Origin of the sequence: Bacterioplanoides sp. (genome assembly GCF_965226395.1) — a bacterium.
Taxonomy (GTDB): domain Bacteria; phylum Pseudomonadota; class Gammaproteobacteria; order Pseudomonadales; family Oceanobacteraceae; genus Bacterioplanoides.
Genome location: NZ_OZ245358.1, coordinates 2,044,690 through 2,061,726 on the forward strand (window position 1 = coordinate 2,044,690; position 17,037 = coordinate 2,061,726).

A 17,037-nucleotide genomic window follows, 5' to 3' on the forward strand; every position below is an offset into this window, starting at 1 on the left:
AGGTTACGGTTTATTTAACAGGCTGACCAGCTCATCTAAATCGTCCATTTTACTCATCACCGATGCGGTCACATCGTCAACAGCTTCTGCCGTCAGGTTCAGGTCTTCCAGCAGCCAGGGCTCCGGTGTTTCGTAAGGGCCATCACCAAAACCATGGCGGCGTAACGCCCGGGTGGCGATGTATAAAATCCGGGCGTATTCCTTATGCTCCCCTTCGTATTGGGAATTATGCTGATGACGCAGGGCTGTCACCAGTTCTTCCGGCATGCGCCATTGCTGCATCAGGCAGCTGGAGACCTGCTCCCGGGTCATACCCAGTAAATGGCGTTCAATATAAAAACGGTTGATGTGTGGGTTGGCTTCGATATGACGGTTTATCAACGCAAATTGAGGCGGAAAAACGTGCCCCAATACCAGAAAACCGAAGTTGTGTAGCAAACCACATAAATAGGCTAAGCCCTGACTGGGGCGCTCTTTCGCTGGAATCAGGCGAGTAATTTCACCACATAGCGCCGCGGTAACCACCGCTTGTTGCCAGAACGGTGCATAGCCGTGTGGGCCTTCTTTCGGCACTGACAGGGTGCGGCCTAATGCCAGGCCCAGCGCCAGATTAATCACCAGATCAAAGCCCAGTACCCGTAACACTGCATCTTCAACCGTGCTGATTTCGCCCCGTACACCGTAATAGGGAGAACGCGCCCAACTAACCACCTGAGCTGACATGCCGGGGTCCAGTTCAACGGCTTGCGCCAGGGTTACGGTATCGGCATTAGGATCGACCCGTAACTCAATAATCTTGCGGGCGGTTTCCGGCAGCGGTGGTAAATCGAGGGTTTCTTCCAGGCGTTGCTGAATACGGATCGGGGTAAATTGCTGAATGGCAGCGTGAATATCTTTCAGATCCGCTTCTTCATCGTTGCCATGAATATCCTGTGGCAAACGCGCGGTGTAATTGCCGGTATGTGAGCTGCTGATCAGGTTGCGGAAATCTTCCATCGGAATCTTGAGCCACTCGTGTTCCGCCCCGGAAACGATAAATAACTCTTCCTGCTTCAGTAGTGACTCATCCACCATGGATTCCATCCGGGTGACCTGTGGTAAGGCCGGAAACTGATCAATGCCGTGACGCTGTTTCAGGCGCTGTAACTCATCGGCCGATAACGCGGTGAAATGGCGACCAAAAACAAACTCCAGACGATTCAGGTCGAGAATACGATTACCAGGAACCACCACCTGTACTTTGCCATGCTGATCTTTCAGAAAAATCGCATTGGTCACTTTGGATGAATAAGACGCGGGAGGGTTACTTTGCATAAGATTAAATACTTCTTCGTCGTCAGTCAGAGAATAAGGCACATGCCATTCGTCCAGAACTTTCATCACTGTAGCCGGTATCGTCATCGCATCAATCCTTGTTAAGTGCGGTGAGCACCGCAGTTCAGAAAAGAGATATGCAATAAATATAGTCAAACATTGGCAAAACGCTCGGCTTCTCCGAGCCAACGTTGAATCAGTGGCTCAACGGTGTGTGGATGGTGATTCCACAGCTGTTCGGCCATTTCTCGTACCTGAGGCAGCAAGTCGCCATCACGCTGCAAATCTGCCACGCGCAGCATCTGTAAACCGGTCTGACGGGTGCCGAGCATTTCACCCGGGCCACGAATCATCAGATCCTGCTCGGCGATATAAAAACCATCCTGACTATCACGCATTACCTGTAAGCGTTGCTTGCTGGTAAATGACAACGGTGATTTGTACAGCAGCACACAATGACTTTTGGCGCTGCCACGCCCGACTCGACCACGCAGCTGGTGGAGCTGGGCCAGGCCTAAGCGTTCCGGGTTTTCGATAATCATCAGGCTGGCATTAGGAACATCAACCCCGACTTCAATCACGGTCGTTGCGACTAATAAGTCGAGTTCGTGGGCTTTAAACGCCGCCATAATGTCGGCTTTTTCGGCTGGTTTCATGCGCCCATGAACTAAACCAATACGCAGGTGCGGCAGGGCGGCTTTAAGTTCTTCGGCGGTGTTTTCGGCGGCCTGACATTGCAATGCTTCGCTTTCTTCAATCAGGGTGCAGACCCAATAGGCCTGCGCGGCTTCTCCACCGTTCTCTTTCCCAGAAGTGTCGGGCGCACAAGCGGCACTGACGCGTTGAATAATCTCCGGTCGACGGTTATCGGCCAGTGCCACCGTGGTAATTGGGCTGCGGCCGGGTGGTAGCTCATCAATCACCGAGGTATCTAAATCGGCATAGGCACTCATCGCCAGAGTACGAGGAATCGGGGTGGCGGTCATAATCAGCTGGTGTGGCGATAAACCCATTTGTACGCCTTTTTCGCGCAGCTCCAGCCGTTGATGCACACCAAAACGATGTTGCTCATCAACAATGATTAACCCCAGCTTTTGAAAGGTAACATCGTCCTGAAACAGCGCATGAGTGCCCACAACCAGTTGGGCACTACCATCCGCGATATCGGTGAGTGCCTGAGTGCGTGCTTTGCCTTTTACCTTACCCGCCAGCCAGCCACAACGAATGCCTAACGGTTCAAACCAGCCGGATAAATTATTCAGGTGTTGCTCGGCAAGAATTTCGGTCGGTGCCATTAACGCCACCTGATAACCGGCTTCCAGCACGTCGCAGGCAGCGAGGGCGGCAACTAAGGTTTTACCCGAGCCGACATCGCCCTGTACCAGTCGCAGCATGGGGTACGGTTGTTGAATATCCTGCTCAATTTCTTTCACTACCCGTTGCTGTGCCCCGGTTGGGGTAAAGGGCAATTGCGCTAATAACTGCTGTTGTAACGTCTGAGGCGATTCTGGTGTTTGTGGAGTTTGTGAAGTGAGAATGGCTGGTGCCTTATGGGCTTGAACCTGAGCGCGGATTTTATGCAACGACAGCTGGTGGGCCAGCAACTCCTCCAGAATCAAGCGCTTTTGTGCCGGGTGCTGGCCGGATAATAAATACGCCAGGTCGGTATCACGGTCGGGCTGATGCAGAAATAACAGCGATTCTTCCAGTGTTGGCAAGCGCCACTGGGCCAACCATTGTGACGGGAATAAATCAGTTAATGCCACCTGCTGAGAGCGCAACAATTCATGCGCTTGTTCATGCAGCAAGCGCAGCCGTTGTTGTGAAATACCATCGGTGGCGGGATAAACCGGTGTCAGGGTGGCTTCTAATTCCTCGTCTAAGCCGTCTTCTAGGATTTTGTATTCCGGGTGATAAATTTCTAACCCGCTGGCACCACGGCGTGGCTCGCCATAGCAGCGTAGCGTAGTACCGCTACTGAACTGTTTTTTCTGCGCGGCGCTGAAGTGATAAAAGCGCAGGCTGATCACGCCACTGGCATCCTGCAATTTGACTAACAGGCTACGGCGTTTGCCAAACACCACATTCGCGCCCCGGGTTTCACCCTGAAATACCGCCGGTCGTTGTGGCTGCAAGCCAGCAATGGGGGTAATACGACTGCGGTCTTCGTAACGAAACGGCAGATGGAAATAGAGGTCGGCCAGGGTAAAAATATTCAGCTTGTGCAGTTGTTCTGCCAGCTTGGGGCCAACCCCTTTTAAGTCGGTGAGTTTACTGAGTTTGCTCACGTCGCCTATCCGTTGTTTAGTCGATACGACACTGACGTGCGGTATTCAGCAACAAATCAACCGCCTGACCACGCGGGAAGCTGGCGCGCCATGCCAAAGCGACGGTACGGCTGGGAGCGGATTGCTCGGTTGATGAAGTGAATGGGCGGGTGGTCACCAGTGTCTGGTCCAGATTGCTGATGGCCGACTCCGGCAGCACGGTAATGCCTAAGCCGGTGGCGACCATATGCTTCAGCGTTTCCAGTGAACTGCCTTCGGTCACACTGCCTAAGCGCTTATGGTGTTTCTTGCTCAGCGCCGGGCAGGCTTCAAATACCTGATCACGGAAGCAGTGTCCCTGACCCAGCATTAATAAGTCTTCATCCACCAGTTGATGTGGGTCGATGCTTTCCCGCTCACACCAGGGGTGATCTTTGGGTAATACCACCACAAAGTTTTCGTCGTACAGAGGGCGGGTTAATACGTCAGGCTCGTTAAACGGCAGGGCAACAATAATGGCATCCAGTTCACCATCGCGCAGCTGGCGACGTAACACGCCGGTGTAGTTCTCTTCCAGATACAGCGGCATGGTGGATGCCTGCTGGTGGATTTGTGGCACCAGATGGGGAAACAGGTAGGGGCCAATGGTGAAAATGGCGCCCAGTTTCAGCGGTGTGGATAACTGGTCTTTACCGGCACTGGCAATTTCTTTAATCGCCCGCGATTCTTCCAGCACTTTTTGCGCCTGAGCAATAATTTGTTCACCCAGCGGCGTTACCGTGACTGAGCTTTTGCTGCGCTCGAAGATAGCAATATCCAGCTCCCCTTCGAGTTTTTTAATCGCCACGCTTAATGTTGGCTGGCTGACAAAACACTTCTCGGCGGCACGGCCAAAGTGACGTTCCTGGGCCAGGGTGACGATGTACTTCAGCTCTGTTAACGTCATGTCGTGCTCCGCTTTATTGTCAGATTGTATAGATTTGAGTTGATTGATTCATCTTATCTATAGATCTTACCGATGAGGTGCAGTGAAATAAAGACTGCTAGGCTAAATAAATCGTAGGATTTTCTGGAGGAAGGTGCATGGCTCGGATTCTGGTGGTAGGTGCCGGTGATATTGGCGGCCATTTAGCGCAGAAGCTGGTGGAAAATGGACATGATGTATGGGGGCTGCGGCGATCAGATCGCGCTATTGCTGATGGCGTGCAGTTGATTCAGGCCGATGTGGCCGAGCCGGAAACGCTGATCGATCTGCCAGAGGTGGACATTGTGGTGTACAGCGTGGCCTCTCCGGCGTTTTCTAAGGAGGGGTATCACACCTATTACTACAAAGGGCTGCGCAATATTATCCGGGCGGTGAAGCCGTCCAGCCCACAACGAATTTTCTTTGTGTCGAGCTCCAGTGTGTACCATCAGATGGATGGTGAATGGGTCGACGAAACCACCGAAGTACAGCCCACCAGTTTTGCCGGCAAAGAAATGCTGGCGGCCGAACAGGCACTGCTGCGTGATAAACTGCCGGGCACGGTGGTGCGCCTGACGGGGGTTTATGGCCCGGGCCGTAACCGCATGATTGAGCAAGCCAAACACGGCGGCCACTGTGACCCGGAACCACCCGTGTGGACCAACCGCATTCACCGTGATGATTGTATTGGGGTGCTACACATGCTGATTGAGCGGCAGCTTAATGGTGACCCGCTGGATGATATTTATCTCGCCACCGATGACGAACCAGCGACTTTATTCGACGTGCTGGAATGGATGAAAGATCGCATTGGTGATGTGGAGGATGACCACGATCTGCCCGAAGCCACCCGCCGTGCTAATCGCCGCTGCGCTAACAAACGTCTGAAAGCACTGGGCTATCGCTTCCGCTACCCAAATTACCGTAAAGGTTATGATAAGCAGTTGAATGAGATGGGGCTGATTTAGCCGGCTGCTAGAACTCTTGAGCCAGTCAAAAAGATCAGGCGGCCAGTGCCGAGTGCTGACGCCTGAATTCCCCCGGTCGCTGGCCGTATTGCTTTTTAAAGGCCTGACTAAAGGCCGCTTCCGAGCGATAACCAATCTCTTCAGCAATGGCATTTAATGCTGTGTTGGTTTCGATTAATAACCGACAGGCTTTTTGCAAGCGCACAAAAATTACGTATTGCAGCGGTGTCATACTGGCTAATTCGGTAAAGCGATTGGAAAACGCCGAGCGTGACATATTCACCAGCTGACCGAGATTCTCCACACTCCAGTCGTGGGCTGGGTTGGTATGAATGGCGGTGAGTACCTGATTAATTCGCTGGTCGGTAAAGGCGGATAAAAACGGAATGGTTTCGTCGCTGGCTTCCAGCGTGGCGCGGATCACCTGAATCAGAATAATCTCCGACAAGCGATTCACTATGGCATGAGCTCCCGGGTTCATATTGGCGGCTTCGTGGGCAATAAAGCCCACCGCGCTGTCTAACCATTGGGTGTTGTAACTGTTGTCGCCCGGTACATAGAGTTTTTTCGGCAGATTATTCAGCAACGGATGATCGGCGGAATCATCAAAGGCAAACTCACCACACACCAGGCAACAACCAGCACCGCCACCACCATAAATCAACGGCCCTTCGCCGCAATACGACACTTCGTCCAGTACCTGATCGAGCGGTTTGGCATGGGTCTCTGGTTTATCCGTCAGTTGATGGCTGGCTCCGTGTGGAATCACCACCAGATCACCATTGGATAAATGAATACCTTCGCTGTCACCGTCAATCTGCAGCCAGCACTCGCCACGAATCACAATATGAAAGCGCGCCACGTTTGCCTGAGCGGGCACTCCGACGCCCCAGGGTGCGGTTAATTCGGTACGAAAATACAAACTGCTGGAAAGGCGTAAAGTATTTAATACATCCGTCAGAGCATCCATAAAGTCACCATCGTTGTGTTAGCGGGCTGTTTAAACGCTACCAGACAGCTTGGGCTAAATCATGGAGAAATACAGAATTAAATACGATTTAGTTGTTTTTATGGACTATCTGACATGCGTCATACAAGTTTGTACGAATCAGTATGATTTAAAGTGTTTTTAATATTTTTCAGACGATATTTCTGGCTGATGATGAATGGGTCGCAGTTAAAGACATTTTTAAATTCAGACCTAAAACAATCAGGAGAATTCTGATGAAAATAACACAACGCTTAATGCTGTTTGTTTCAGCACTGATCTTTTCTGTCTCTGCTTTAGCAGGGGATTATCGCCATAGCGTTCCGGCTGTACAGGGATACGATGTGGTGTCTTATCAAACTGGTAAACGCCCGGTTCGTGGTAACGGTAACTTTGTGGCAACACATAAAGGGGCTACCTACCAGTTTTCCAGTAAAGCCAATTTAGAAACATTTAATAAAAACCCGGGTAAATATGTACCGGCTTATGGTGGCTACTGCGCATTTGGTGCCTCGGTTGGTAAAAAGTTTATTGGCGACCCGGAAGTATGGCGTGTGGTTGATGGCCGTTTATACCTGAATCTGGATGCTGGCATTCAGGATGAGTGGTTAAAAGACGTACCTGGCCGTATTAAAGCTGCCGATAAAAACTGGAAAAAAATCAAAGATAAATCTCCAGCTTCTTTATAAGATTTTTTATAGAACATCGTGACAATAAAGCGGGCAGAAAATAGCAATAGTTAGGGAAAGCAAAATCTGTCCCGCTTTATTGAATGAATAACGCATGAGAGAGAATAACAATGAACATTATTGATCATTTAAGTCTGGGTGTTTCCTGCATCACCAAAGCCACTGAATTTTATGATGGTTTGTTAAGCACACTGGGCTACGGCTGTTTAGCTACGACTGAAGGTTTTGCTGCCTATGGTAAGGATTCCGTTCAGTTTCTGCTGATGAAACCCGCTGATGGTAAAGATTACAGCGCCGGTAATGGCACACATATCGCCTTCGCCGCACCAAGCACTGAGGCCGTGGATAACTTTCATCAATATGCCAAAACCCATGGCGGCGAATGTAATGGCCAACCCGGGCCTCGCGCAGCTTACCCAATCCCGGATGTGTACACTACGTTTGTGATCGACCCGTTTGGCAACAAGCTGGAAGCCATTTATAACGGCTTTAACAAGTAATACGTTTTATCCCTTTTCTTTGTGTCCTGTCCTTGCGATCGCCTCTGTTTCCGGGTGGTCGCTTTTTTCGTGCTGATATAAAAATCATCGTCACGCCTGAGCCGGATCGTCTACACTGATATACAGAGTTTTTATTGCGAGATGGTGTTATGAGTAACAGCAGGGACGAGGAATACGACCTGAGTGATGGTCAGCGTCTGGCTATTCTGGAAAATACCGCCAATACCAACCGTAACATCCTGCTGGTGATGGCGTTGCTGGCACTGGTAGGGATTTCGGTGGCTATTACCGTGGTAGTGCTTAAGTTTGCCGAGCCAGAGGTGGTATACGCTCAGCAGCGTGACCTGGACTTGCTGACCAAGCAAGTGGAACTGTTAGAGAAAACCACGGCCGACTGGCAAGCCAACCTGACGGATATCAATACCGTGCTGGATAGCAGCAGTGCCTCAGCGTTTAAAGCGCAACTACTGTCTCAGGAGCAGAGTTATCAATTGCATCTGACCGCCCTGAAGGAAGGGATGCGTGATCTGGCACGGATGACTCCGGGGTCGCGTACCTGGCTGGAGATTTATAACGAAAAGATGGACGAAGCGCTGAAACAAAGTAAAGAGCGTCAGCGCCAGCTGGAACGGCTACAAACCAATCGGGTATCTGGTTTGGCGAAACCGCTTAGCGAATAAACGATTAGAGCCATAAATAAGTGGCATAAAGAAAGCGGTGCTGCCGAGTTGGCTGCACCGCTTTTTTGTTTGAACTGAAATGTTAGCCGCGATGATCCGACACAAACGGATTGGTCTGACGTTCATGGCCAAAGGTTGAGTTCGGGCCGTGGCCACAAATAAACTCAATATCATCGCCCAGCGGGAACAGCTTCTCACGAATCGACGCGATCAGCTCCGGATGGTTACCCTGAGGAAAATCGGTACGGCCAATGGAGCCGTTAAATAACACATCACCAACAAAAGCCAGCTTATTCTCTGCGCTATAAAACACCACATGGCCCGGCGTATGCCCCGGGGTATGAATAACCTGCAGCGTTACTTCACCAACCTGAACCTGGTCGTGGTCATCTAACCAGCGATCCGGAGTAAAGGTTTCCACCGCCGGGAAACCAAACATGGCAGACTGTTGAGGTAAACCTTCAATCCAGAATAAATCTCCTTTATGTGGGCCTTCAATCGGTAAATTCAGTTCTTTCGACAACTCTGCCGTGCCGCCAGCGTGGTCGATATGGGCATGGGTCAGCAGGATTTTGCTGGCACTGGCACCCATTTTATCCAGCTGTTGTTTGATTTTGTTGAGGTCACCACCGGGATCAATAATGGCGGCCTGTCGGGTGCTGTTGCACATCACAATGGTGCAGTTCTGGGCGAAGGCCGTTACCGGCACAACCGCTACGGATAACGCGGACATGGCGCTCTCTTATTTATCATCTAATCACGGGGGTAGGGTAAACGTAGGCTGGACTAAAAACCAGTAGTACTCAGCAGCATGGGGTCAGCACAGTGTTATATTTCCCCCACCGCGCCGAAGGGCCATCCATGGCCCTGCCGCCAGAACTGCTAACAAGAGTCGCGACATCCTGTCGCTGCTCTGGAAATATAAATCTGTACTGTCCTTATTCTCCAAAAGGCGTGATGCCATTTGGAGGAGAGGAAATCAGAACGGCTCAACTTTAGGGGAAATACCTGCAAACTGCGGCATGGTCATGCCTACGCTGGCATTGATATAGGTTGGATCGGCGACCACATAACGTTTGCCCCGATACTGCCAGGCATCGCCATTGACCTTGCTATTAAAATGAACCGCCGTGGCAATATGACCCGGAAAATCCAGAATAATGACATCCAGCCCCAGCAAATTCTCAGTCAGCCAGGCAAATAAAGCCGCACGGTCTTCACAGTCGGAATAAGGGTAATGCAGCGTCTCTAATGGGAAGAGATAGTTTTCCTGCTTAAATTGCTGGTCGTCGGTTTTGTATTTAAAAGCAGTTTGGACAAACCGTAATAAACGATTAACGGCTTCCTGCTCGCTTTGCCCGTCAACGATTGGACGCAATTGTTGTAACAAAGATTCCGCCGTGACAGCGGGTAAGCCCGCTTTAAAATAATTGGGCAGAGAGAGCTGCGGGAAGCTGTTGAAATAGTCTACATAACGTTTTGGGTAGCTGATGGCTAATTGATAGTCACGGTTATCATACTGGAATGATAGCGTTCGGTTTTCCGTTTTTCCCTGAGCAATAAAGGCATTTGGCTGGCTGAAATCTAACTGACCAGAACCGGCACTATGCTGTTTATCGTAGGTAAATACTTTGCCGGGTTTCAGTGATTTACCATTCAGGTTCACGGCATAATAACGCCTGTTATTAAGGTTGAAAAAAGTGGTGCCAAATAATTCCTGCTGCGATGGCAGCAATAAAAACAGATTGTTGTTATAGGCTACCCGAGCATCGTAGCCAGCTTTTACCAACAGAAACCAGGTGGTTAAGCGGCGGCTGGTTTGCTGGCGCAGCAGGCTACCGGCAAACTGATCAAACAGCAGAGCTGTTCCCCAGTCATTCAGATTTAATTGTTGTGCTGTTTGCAGCAGCTGATTGATGGTGGGCTGATGCTCCTGGCTGGCTAGGTATTGCCAATAGCCAGCAATTTTTTCACCGTTAATTTTACCGGCAAAAATGCGTTTAAAACTTTTGGGATATTGAATCGCCACCGGGTTGCCATAAAAGCGGAATTTGGCGGTGCGGATATTTTTGCTTTCCAGTTCGGTTGCCAGATTTCTATCTGTGCTATCCGGTTTTGGAACAGCAGGCTTCGTGACAGCTGGTATTGGAACGTCAGGTTTTGAAACGGCAGGTTTAGGTTTTACTGGTTTGGGCTTGATAACCGGAGCCGGTGTTTCTGCTACATCAGGCTGAATATCAGGTGCTTTTGGGAACACAGTTGGCTTGGGAGCCGGATCACGTACCGTTTCCGGCTCAACATTAACCGGCTGCCATTGTGCTTTGAGAAACTGAATAAAACTTTTGTCATTTTCATCCAGATAGCTCTGAAAGTTGTTCAGCTCTTTTTGCTTCCACTTCTCATATTCACTCAGCTGTGGCTTAGATGTAAGTTGTGATTCGGCCATCAGCGATGGGCTACTTAACAATGCTGCAGAAAACAGCAAAACGCTTTTGATCAGTATCTGTTTCATGATGTTCTCCTGCCAACGCTATTTAGGACGGGATATTACCAGGCCAACAAAAAAAGCCGGCAAACGCCGGCTCTTTTTAAGTCGTCATATAAAGACAGACTTATTCTTCCAAATTGGCAATTTCAGAAGCCAGTTCGTCAAAAGACTTTTCGGCCTGGAATTTTTGCCACAGGGCACGTTCGTTGTTCATTGAGGTTTTTAATGCCTGCTCAGCCAGCTGATTCAGGGTGTCAGCGTCTAAGCCCACCAGAACCACCATGCCACCGCTTGGGGTTGGCATCTGACGAAAGATTTTAGAACCCACTAAGGTTTCTTTGGTGATTTGCTTGGTTACCGAGGTGTTTACACGATCAACAGTTTCGCTATCACCAGCACCGGTGGTTTCGGCGTATTGCTTGATCATGTTCTGAACTTCAACTTTCATGGTTTGCGCCAGTTCAACACGAGCAGCCGTAGCAGCCATTTGTTTCATAAAGTTAGGGCCAGCACCGGACTTATCAGCGTAGCCAACTGCAGAAAGATCGACGCCGGCAACCGGAGCGCCACATACCCACTCAGGAGCAGCCTGACCTGAACCGTCAGCAAACACACAGCTGGCAACAGGTTGTTGTGGTGCAGGTTGGTTAGATGCACAAGCGACCAGCAAAGTCGCAGCGGCAGCAGCAAAAAGGTTACGAACCATCATTTTCCTCTCCTCGAGTGAAGCGGCAGTTTATAAAGAATGTTTGTCGAGAATAGCGAATGCTATGGCAAAATGCCACACAGATATCCGTCTTATAAAAGGACCCTTCAATGCGCCAGACCATAACCGCTTTCAACACAAAATTACGCGTCGTTATGATCGTTTTTTCTCTGTCAGCATGTACACAATTACCAGTAAAGCAGGGGCAACCTGAATGGTTGCTGAATCCCGGTGACGGGGTGGTTGCGTCCTGTGGTTTTCATATTAAGGGCCACTATGCACAACAGGAATGTGCCGTGCAGCGTGCCCGTGAGCGGCTGGCCGCGCGTCAGGGGGTTGAGGTAAGCAGTGTGTCTCACTTAACAACCCGGGTGCACAATGATCGGGAGCATGTCACGTTAAATAAAGAAACGCAGGAAACGGTCAGTCAGGTCACCGTCAGAACGCGGGTGAAAGAATCCTGGTACGACGTACAGCGGGATGAATATTATGTATGGGTGTTTGCTGAGTAACAATTAAATTGTTCATTAACAAATAGAGCTGAGGGGCTTTTGAAGCAGCGACAGGATGTCGCGTCCGTGCGGCAGGGCCAGGGATGGCCCTTCGGCACGGCGGCAAAAAGCGCCTCAGTTCTGTTTGTGCTGCCTTCTCAGAAAAACAGCAATTAGTGCTGATGACCACCTACACCATGGGCGTGTTTATGAGCAATTTCCTCCGGTGTGGCAGCACGCACATTAACGATATCCACATCAAAACGCAGCGCCTGACCGGCTAACGGATGATTGGTATCGACATCCACCATAAAACGGCCAACCTTCACCACGGTAACCTGACGTGTACCTTGCTCGGTTTCTACCCAGGCCACCATGCCTTTACGCCAGTTTGGTTTTTTAGCAGTGCCTGCACCTTGTAAGTGCTTCACCGGGATACGCTGCTCGTTGCCTTCCTTACGCTCACCGTAGGCATCTTTGGGCTCCAGCGTGAAGCTCTGTTGTTCACCGGCTTCCATCCCGGTCACGGCTTTTTCAAAGCCCGGAATCATATTCTGGTGGCCCTGCAGATAAGCAACCGGGTCGCCGCCGGTCGATTGTGTACTTTCAATCAGATTGCCCTGGTCGTCGTACAGGCTGTAATGCAGCTGGACGACGGTATCTTTTGCGATTTTCATAATGATCTCCTGTTTTCGGCGCGCAGTATCGGTGTTGGCTGCGGTTCTGGCAATGCTCTTGAACTCTCTGATCGCGTCCCCATATTTGAAGTTCAGGCTAACAGAATCAGGATTTAGCGATGACAACAATTGTATCCGTACGCCGCGGTGATGAAGTGGTAATTGGCGGCGACGGCCAGGTTTCTCTGGGTAATACCGTGATGAAAGGTAATGCCCGTAAAGTTCGCCGTTTGTACAACGGTCAGGTAATTGCCGGATTTGCCGGTGGTACGGCGGACGCGTTTACGCTGTTTGAAAAATTTGAAGCACAACTGCAAAAACACCATGGTCAGTTGACCCGCTCGGCGGTTGAGCTGGCAAAAGAGTGGCGTTCCGACCGTGCGCTGCGCAAGTTAGAAGCGATTCTGGCGGTTGCCGATCACACCGCTTCTCTGATCATTACCGGTAACGGCGATGTGTTGCAGCCGGAAGATGACTTAATTGGTGTGGGCTCGGGCGGTAATTTTGCCTTTGCCTCGGCTCGTGCACTGCTGGACAACACTGAATTAAGTGCCCGCGATATTGTCGAAAAAAGCTTAAATATTGCCGGTGAGATCTGCGTGTTTACCAACACCAATTTAACCATTGAAAGTTTAAACGCTAATGATGTAGCGGGAGCGAAATAATGAGTCAGATGACCCCGCGTGAAATTGTTCACGAATTAGACCGTCATATTATTGGTCAGAATAATGCCAAGCGTGCCGTCGCTATTGCTCTGCGTAATCGCTGGCGTCGTATGCAGCTGGACGCTGAGCTGCGCGATGAAGTGACGCCAAAAAATATTCTGATGATTGGCCCGACCGGTGTGGGTAAAACTGAAATTGCCCGTCGTTTAGCCAAGCTGGCGAATGCGCCTTTTATTAAGGTTGAAGCAACCAAGTTCACCGAAGTGGGTTACGTGGGTAAAGACGTGGAATCCATTATCCGTGATTTAGTGGAAACCGGCGTAAAAATGCTGCGTGAACAGGAGATGGAAAAAGTCTCTCTGCGCGCTGAAGAAGCGGCAGAAGAACGTATTCTGGATGCCCTGTTGCCACCGGCACGATCCACTTCGACCAGCTGGGATACTACTGAAGAGCCTAAGCCGGAAGATTCCAGTACCCGCCAGATTTTCCGTAAAAAATTACGCGAAGGTCAGCTGGATGATAAAGAAATTGAAATCGATATCGCCCAGGCGCCGAATGTTGGCGTAGAGATCATGGCACCTCCTGGCATGGAAGAAATGACCAGCCAGCTGCAGAACATGTTCTCCAACATGGGTGGCGAGAAAAAAACCACGCGTAAATTAAAAATCGCCGATGCGAAAAAGCAGCTGCGTGACGAAGAAGCGGCCAAGCTGCTGAATATGGACGAAGTGAAAGCCAAAGCGGTTGAACTGGTTGAGCAAAATGGCATCGTCTTCCTCGACGAGATTGATAAGGTCGCTAAACGTCAGGAAAGTGGTTCTGGTGGTGATGTTTCCCGTGAAGGGGTTCAGCGTGACCTGCTGCCATTAATCGAAGGCTGCACGGTTTCAACCAAATACGGCATGATCAAAACCGATCATATTTTATTTGTCGCATCTGGTGCGTTCCACCTGTCGAAGCCATCCGATTTAATTCCGGAATTACAGGGTCGTTTGCCGATTCGTGTGGAACTGGAAGCATTAACTCCGGGTGATTTTGAGCGTATTTTAACCGAGCCAAATGCTTCCCTGACGCAGCAGTATGTTGCTCTGATGGAAACCGAAGGGCTGGCTATTTCATTTGCCGATGATGCCATTAAGCGTCTGGCAGAAATTGCCTTTGAAGTGAACGAAAGTACTGAGAATATTGGTGCTCGTCGTTTGCATACTATTATGGAACGTCTGTTAGAGAAGATTTCTTTTGACGCAACCGATATGTCGCAAGCGGTAGTGATTGATGCGGCTTACGTTAACGAGCAGCTGGGTAATCTGGTGCAGGATCAGGATCTGAGTCAGTTTATTCTGTAAGACATTCTTACACTCATTTGCTCTACTCTGACTCCCACGCAGAACGCGGGAGCCAGACATAAAAAATGCCGCATTTGCGGCATTTTTTTATGTCTGGTAATTGTTGTATCAACCGATATCAGATTTTAAACCGCTCAACCAGAGTATTCAGCTGATCACTGCTTTGCAGCAGCGCCTGTGTTTCGCTCTCGGCTTTATCCATGGTTTGGTCAATATCATTACTGGATTGAACCACCTGAATAATATTGCCGTTAATTTCATTAGCGGCGGCACTTTGCTCCTCAACGGCTGAGGCAATCCCCATATTCATATTCGAAATCGTCGAGATGGCATCGTGAATACGGGCGATGGTTTCTGCCGCTTGCTGAGATTTCTCCGAAGTGGTTGCCGACGATCCGGCGCTGCGCTCCATGGCTGTCACCGCCTCACTGGCCTGCTCCTGAAGGGAGGTAATCATACGGTTAATTTCCTCGGTGCTCTCCTGGGTGCGTGACGCCAGGGTGCGCACTTCATCGGCTACCACGGCAAACCCACGGCCTTGTTCACCGGCGCGTGCTGCTTCAATCGCCGCATTTAATGCCAGCAGATTGGTTTGTTCGGCAATGCCTCGAATCACATCCAATACCGAGCCAATGCCATCGGTCTCATTACGCAGTTGGGTAATGACCTGTTGAGAATGATGAATGTCGTCGGCTAATTCGCTGATCTGTTGCTGAGTTTGCTGCATGATCAGAGTACTGGCTTTAGCATCATCATCGGCCTGACGTGCGGCATCAGCAGCCTGCTCGGCATTACTGGCGACTTCGCGGATGGTTTGCGTCATTTCTTCCGAACCAGTAGCAGCCATATCATTTTGCTGCAGCTGATTATTGGTTAGTTGGCGGATGGAGCTGGCAAAAGATGCGATGTCCTGTGAACCTGATGATACACGGCTGCTGGACTGTTTGACCTGGCTGATCACCGCCTGAATCTGTTCGACAAAATGATTAAAGGTGCGAGCGATCTGGGTAATTTCATCGTTACCCCGAATGGGTAGTCGACGAGTAAGGTCGCCTTCACCCCGGGAAATATTGTGCAATGCTTCAACCACATGATTCAGTGGTTGGCGAATGCTGGATGAAATCATCAGCAGAATAGTGATTAACAAACCCAGCACCAGAGCACTTTTTAAGAGCAGCGCCAGTAAGTTCTGCTGGAAAGCCTGTTCAACATCATCCAGGTACAAACCACTGCCAATAATCCAGTCCCACTGAGGAAAACGTTTCACAAAACTGGCCTTAGGCTGTGGTTGATCAGAACCGGCTTTGGGCCAGTCGTAACGCACAAACCCACCCTGGCTATGATTGCGTGCGGTAATAACAATCTCGCGATAAACGTACACACCGTTAGGGTCTTGCAGGCCTCCCAGGCTTTTACCTTCCGACTCTGGTTTAGAGCCGTGGATAATAACTTTGTGTTGGGAATCGTTAACCCAGAAATACTCATTACCACTGTAACGCAGCGCCCGGATGGCATCCCCGGCCAGTTTCTGAGCTTCGGCTTCCGATAAGCCTTGTTGTTGCAGGTTATAAAAGTGCTGAATCAGGCTGTAGCCAGTTTCAACCTGTTGTTGCAAGGTTTGTTGTCGCGCTTTTAGCAAGGAGTCGTGGTTCTCACTGATGTCTAAAATCTGTACAAATAAAATACAACTGATTGACGTTGCTAATAAAAACCAGAGTCTTGAGCGGATACTAAAGGTACGTAACCAATCCATTCAGGTCTATCTCCATATCTATCATGTGGGCAATTTTCGGTAAGTATAGAGTATGATTCTGCGGGCATATGGTGGTAGAGACGAAAACCTTAGAATTCCTTAGAATAACGATTCTGTTTTTAGGACATAACGATATGATTCCATCCTCCATTAAGGTACGTAAAAGCAGTCGCTGTATTGAGCTGGGCTACGGTGATGACGTCTATCAACTCAGTTTTGAGCTGTTACGGGTGTATTCCCCCTCGGCGGAAGTGCGTGGTCATGGGGTCGGTAATGAGGTGTTGCAGGTTGGTAAAAAAAACGTGGTGTTACTCAGCATGGAGCCTGCTGGCAACTATGCTCTGAAACTGGCGTTCGACGATGGCCACGACTCGGGCTTATACGATTGGCAGTATCTGCACCATTTATGCCTGAATCAGGACGAACTCTGGGCTGATTACCTGCAGCGTCTGGAAGACGCCGGACAGAGCCGCGAGACCGCCGCCATCAACTTTAAAGCCTTATAATCGCTTTCTGGTTATACTGTAGCCATCATTCACCG

The 17,037-nt window shown here is 49.9% G+C and carries 17 protein-coding genes; 8 read left to right on the top strand and 9 right to left on the bottom strand.

Features of this window, described 5'->3' with window-relative positions; translation table 11 throughout:
- Positions 1 to 3: 3 nt before the first annotated feature.
- The 3 genes from ACO05E_RS09360 to ACO05E_RS09370 all read right to left on the bottom strand — a co-directional run bounded on the left by ACO05E_RS09360 (position 4) and on the right by ACO05E_RS09370 (position 4,527).
- Positions 4 to 1,401, bottom strand: coding sequence for an HDOD domain-containing protein (locus tag ACO05E_RS09360; RefSeq protein WP_419812670.1), 1,398 nt, complete (start codon positions 1,399 to 1,401; stop codon positions 4 to 6).
- Positions 1,402 to 1,466: 65 nt separating this feature from the next.
- Positions 1,467 to 3,602, bottom strand: coding sequence for an ATP-dependent DNA helicase RecG (gene recG / locus ACO05E_RS09365; protein WP_419812671.1), 2,136 nt, complete (start codon positions 3,600 to 3,602; stop codon positions 1,467 to 1,469).
- Positions 3,603 to 3,618: 16 nt separating this feature from the next.
- A complete protein-coding gene (locus ACO05E_RS09370; RefSeq protein WP_419812672.1) occupies positions 3,619 to 4,527 on the bottom strand; it encodes a LysR substrate-binding domain-containing protein in 909 nt (302 codons plus the stop codon).
- Positions 4,528 to 4,664: 137 nt separating this feature from the next.
- Between ACO05E_RS09370 and ACO05E_RS09375 the strand changes: the two genes are divergently transcribed.
- On the top strand, positions 4,665 to 5,513 hold the full coding sequence (locus ACO05E_RS09375; protein ID WP_419812673.1) for an SDR family oxidoreductase: 849 nt from the start codon (positions 4,665 to 4,667) through the stop codon (positions 5,511 to 5,513).
- A 34-nt stretch (positions 5,514 to 5,547) separates the two neighbouring features.
- On the opposite strand, the gene ACO05E_RS09380 is transcribed toward ACO05E_RS09375, so the two are convergent.
- Positions 5,548 to 6,483: a cupin domain-containing protein gene (locus ACO05E_RS09380; RefSeq protein WP_419812674.1), complete on the bottom strand. Its 936-nt coding sequence runs from the start codon at positions 6,481 to 6,483 to the stop codon at positions 5,548 to 5,550.
- A 254-nt stretch (positions 6,484 to 6,737) separates the two neighbouring features.
- Here ACO05E_RS09380 and ACO05E_RS09385 point away from each other — a divergent pair, with 254 nt between their 5' ends.
- The 3 genes from ACO05E_RS09385 to ACO05E_RS09395 all read left to right on the top strand — a co-directional run bounded on the left by ACO05E_RS09385 (position 6,738) and on the right by ACO05E_RS09395 (position 8,370).
- Positions 6,738 to 7,190, top strand: coding sequence for a YHS domain-containing (seleno)protein (locus ACO05E_RS09385; protein ID WP_419812675.1), 453 nt, complete (start codon positions 6,738 to 6,740; stop codon positions 7,188 to 7,190).
- Positions 7,191 to 7,300: 110 nt separating this feature from the next.
- Positions 7,301 to 7,690 (top strand): VOC family protein, encoded by a 390-nt coding sequence (locus ACO05E_RS09390; RefSeq protein ID WP_419812676.1) that lies wholly within the window; start codon positions 7,301 to 7,303, stop codon positions 7,688 to 7,690.
- A 149-nt stretch (positions 7,691 to 7,839) separates the two neighbouring features.
- The gene (locus ACO05E_RS09395; protein ID WP_419812677.1) at positions 7,840 to 8,370 is read left to right on the top strand and encodes a hypothetical protein; all 531 of its coding nucleotides are present in this window, start codon (positions 7,840 to 7,842) and stop codon (positions 8,368 to 8,370) included.
- 82 nt (positions 8,371 to 8,452) lie between these two features.
- Here the strand turns inward: ACO05E_RS09395 and ACO05E_RS09400 are convergent, their stop codons facing one another.
- The 3 genes from ACO05E_RS09400 to ACO05E_RS09410 all read right to left on the bottom strand — a co-directional run bounded on the left by ACO05E_RS09400 (position 8,453) and on the right by ACO05E_RS09410 (position 11,567).
- Complete coding sequence (locus tag ACO05E_RS09400; protein ID WP_419812678.1) at positions 8,453 to 9,103, bottom strand: MBL fold metallo-hydrolase; 651 nt, start codon at positions 9,101 to 9,103, stop codon at positions 8,453 to 8,455.
- A gap of 246 nt (positions 9,104 to 9,349) precedes the next feature.
- On the bottom strand, positions 9,350 to 10,882 hold the full coding sequence (locus ACO05E_RS09405) for a hypothetical protein (protein WP_419812679.1): 1,533 nt from the start codon (positions 10,880 to 10,882) through the stop codon (positions 9,350 to 9,352).
- A 100-nt stretch (positions 10,883 to 10,982) separates the two neighbouring features.
- Complete coding sequence (locus ACO05E_RS09410; protein ID WP_419812680.1) at positions 10,983 to 11,567, bottom strand: LPP20 family lipoprotein; 585 nt, start codon at positions 11,565 to 11,567, stop codon at positions 10,983 to 10,985.
- 107 nt (positions 11,568 to 11,674) lie between these two features.
- Between ACO05E_RS09410 and ACO05E_RS09415 the strand changes: the two genes are divergently transcribed.
- The gene (locus tag ACO05E_RS09415) at positions 11,675 to 12,076 is read left to right on the top strand and encodes a hypothetical protein (protein ID WP_419812681.1); all 402 of its coding nucleotides are present in this window, start codon (positions 11,675 to 11,677) and stop codon (positions 12,074 to 12,076) included.
- A 152-nt stretch (positions 12,077 to 12,228) separates the two neighbouring features.
- On the opposite strand, the gene ACO05E_RS09420 is transcribed toward ACO05E_RS09415, so the two are convergent.
- A complete protein-coding gene (locus tag ACO05E_RS09420) occupies positions 12,229 to 12,732 on the bottom strand; it encodes an FKBP-type peptidyl-prolyl cis-trans isomerase (protein WP_419812682.1) in 504 nt (167 codons plus the stop codon).
- Between the two features lie 119 nt (positions 12,733 to 12,851).
- Here ACO05E_RS09420 and hslV point away from each other — a divergent pair, with 119 nt between their 5' ends.
- Positions 12,852 to 13,397 (top strand): ATP-dependent protease subunit HslV, encoded by a 546-nt coding sequence (gene hslV / locus ACO05E_RS09425; protein WP_419812683.1) that lies wholly within the window; start codon positions 12,852 to 12,854, stop codon positions 13,395 to 13,397.
- On the top strand, positions 13,397 to 14,743 hold the full coding sequence (gene hslU / locus ACO05E_RS09430; RefSeq protein ID WP_419812684.1) for an ATP-dependent protease ATPase subunit HslU: 1,347 nt from the start codon (positions 13,397 to 13,399) through the stop codon (positions 14,741 to 14,743). Before hslV ends, hslU begins: the two co-directional genes overlap by 1 nt.
- Positions 14,744 to 14,861: 118 nt before the next feature.
- Here hslU and ACO05E_RS09435 read toward each other — a convergent pair whose 3' ends face one another.
- The gene (locus ACO05E_RS09435) at positions 14,862 to 16,496 is read right to left on the bottom strand and encodes a methyl-accepting chemotaxis protein (protein ID WP_419812685.1); all 1,635 of its coding nucleotides are present in this window, start codon (positions 16,494 to 16,496) and stop codon (positions 14,862 to 14,864) included.
- 134 nt (positions 16,497 to 16,630) lie between these two features.
- On the opposite strand from ACO05E_RS09435, the gene ACO05E_RS09440 reads away from it, so the two are divergent.
- Positions 16,631 to 17,002 (top strand): gamma-butyrobetaine hydroxylase-like domain-containing protein, encoded by a 372-nt coding sequence (locus ACO05E_RS09440; RefSeq protein ID WP_419812686.1) that lies wholly within the window; start codon positions 16,631 to 16,633, stop codon positions 17,000 to 17,002.
- The last annotated feature ends 35 nt before the right edge of the window (positions 17,003 to 17,037 follow it).

Excerpts from the sequence above, each read along its gene's own strand:
- ACO05E_RS09370 (WP_419812672.1), bottom strand. The coding sequence starts at position 4,527 with ATGACGTTAACAGAGCTGAAGTACATCGTCACCCTGGCCCAGGAACGT.
- ACO05E_RS09415 (WP_419812681.1), top strand. The coding sequence starts at position 11,675 with ATGCGCCAGACCATAACCGCTTTCAACACAAAATTACGCGTCGTTATG.
- ACO05E_RS09435 (WP_419812685.1), bottom strand. The coding sequence starts at position 16,496 with ATGGATTGGTTACGTACCTTTAGTATCCGCTCAAGACTCTGGTTTTTA.
- ACO05E_RS09380 (WP_419812674.1), bottom strand. The coding sequence starts at position 6,483 with ATGGATGCTCTGACGGATGTATTAAATACTTTACGCCTTTCCAGCAGT.
- ACO05E_RS09410 (WP_419812680.1), bottom strand. The coding sequence starts at position 11,567 with ATGATGGTTCGTAACCTTTTTGCTGCTGCCGCTGCGACTTTGCTGGTC.
- ACO05E_RS09360 (WP_419812670.1), bottom strand. The coding sequence starts at position 1,401 with ATGACGATACCGGCTACAGTGATGAAAGTTCTGGACGAATGGCATGTG.
- ACO05E_RS09375 (WP_419812673.1), top strand. The coding sequence starts at position 4,665 with ATGGCTCGGATTCTGGTGGTAGGTGCCGGTGATATTGGCGGCCATTTA.
- ACO05E_RS09420 (WP_419812682.1), bottom strand. The coding sequence starts at position 12,732 with ATGAAAATCGCAAAAGATACCGTCGTCCAGCTGCATTACAGCCTGTAC.
- ACO05E_RS09395 (WP_419812677.1), top strand. The coding sequence starts at position 7,840 with ATGAGTAACAGCAGGGACGAGGAATACGACCTGAGTGATGGTCAGCGT.
- ACO05E_RS09385 (WP_419812675.1), top strand. The coding sequence starts at position 6,738 with ATGAAAATAACACAACGCTTAATGCTGTTTGTTTCAGCACTGATCTTT.
- ACO05E_RS09400 (WP_419812678.1), bottom strand. The coding sequence starts at position 9,103 with ATGTCCGCGTTATCCGTAGCGGTTGTGCCGGTAACGGCCTTCGCCCAG.
- ACO05E_RS09405 (WP_419812679.1), bottom strand. The coding sequence starts at position 10,882 with ATGAAACAGATACTGATCAAAAGCGTTTTGCTGTTTTCTGCAGCATTG.
- ACO05E_RS09390 (WP_419812676.1), top strand. The coding sequence starts at position 7,301 with ATGAACATTATTGATCATTTAAGTCTGGGTGTTTCCTGCATCACCAAA.
- ACO05E_RS09440 (WP_419812686.1), top strand. The coding sequence starts at position 16,631 with ATGATTCCATCCTCCATTAAGGTACGTAAAAGCAGTCGCTGTATTGAG.
- hslV (WP_419812683.1), top strand. The coding sequence starts at position 12,852 with ATGACAACAATTGTATCCGTACGCCGCGGTGATGAAGTGGTAATTGGC.
- hslU (WP_419812684.1), top strand. The coding sequence starts at position 13,397 with ATGAGTCAGATGACCCCGCGTGAAATTGTTCACGAATTAGACCGTCAT.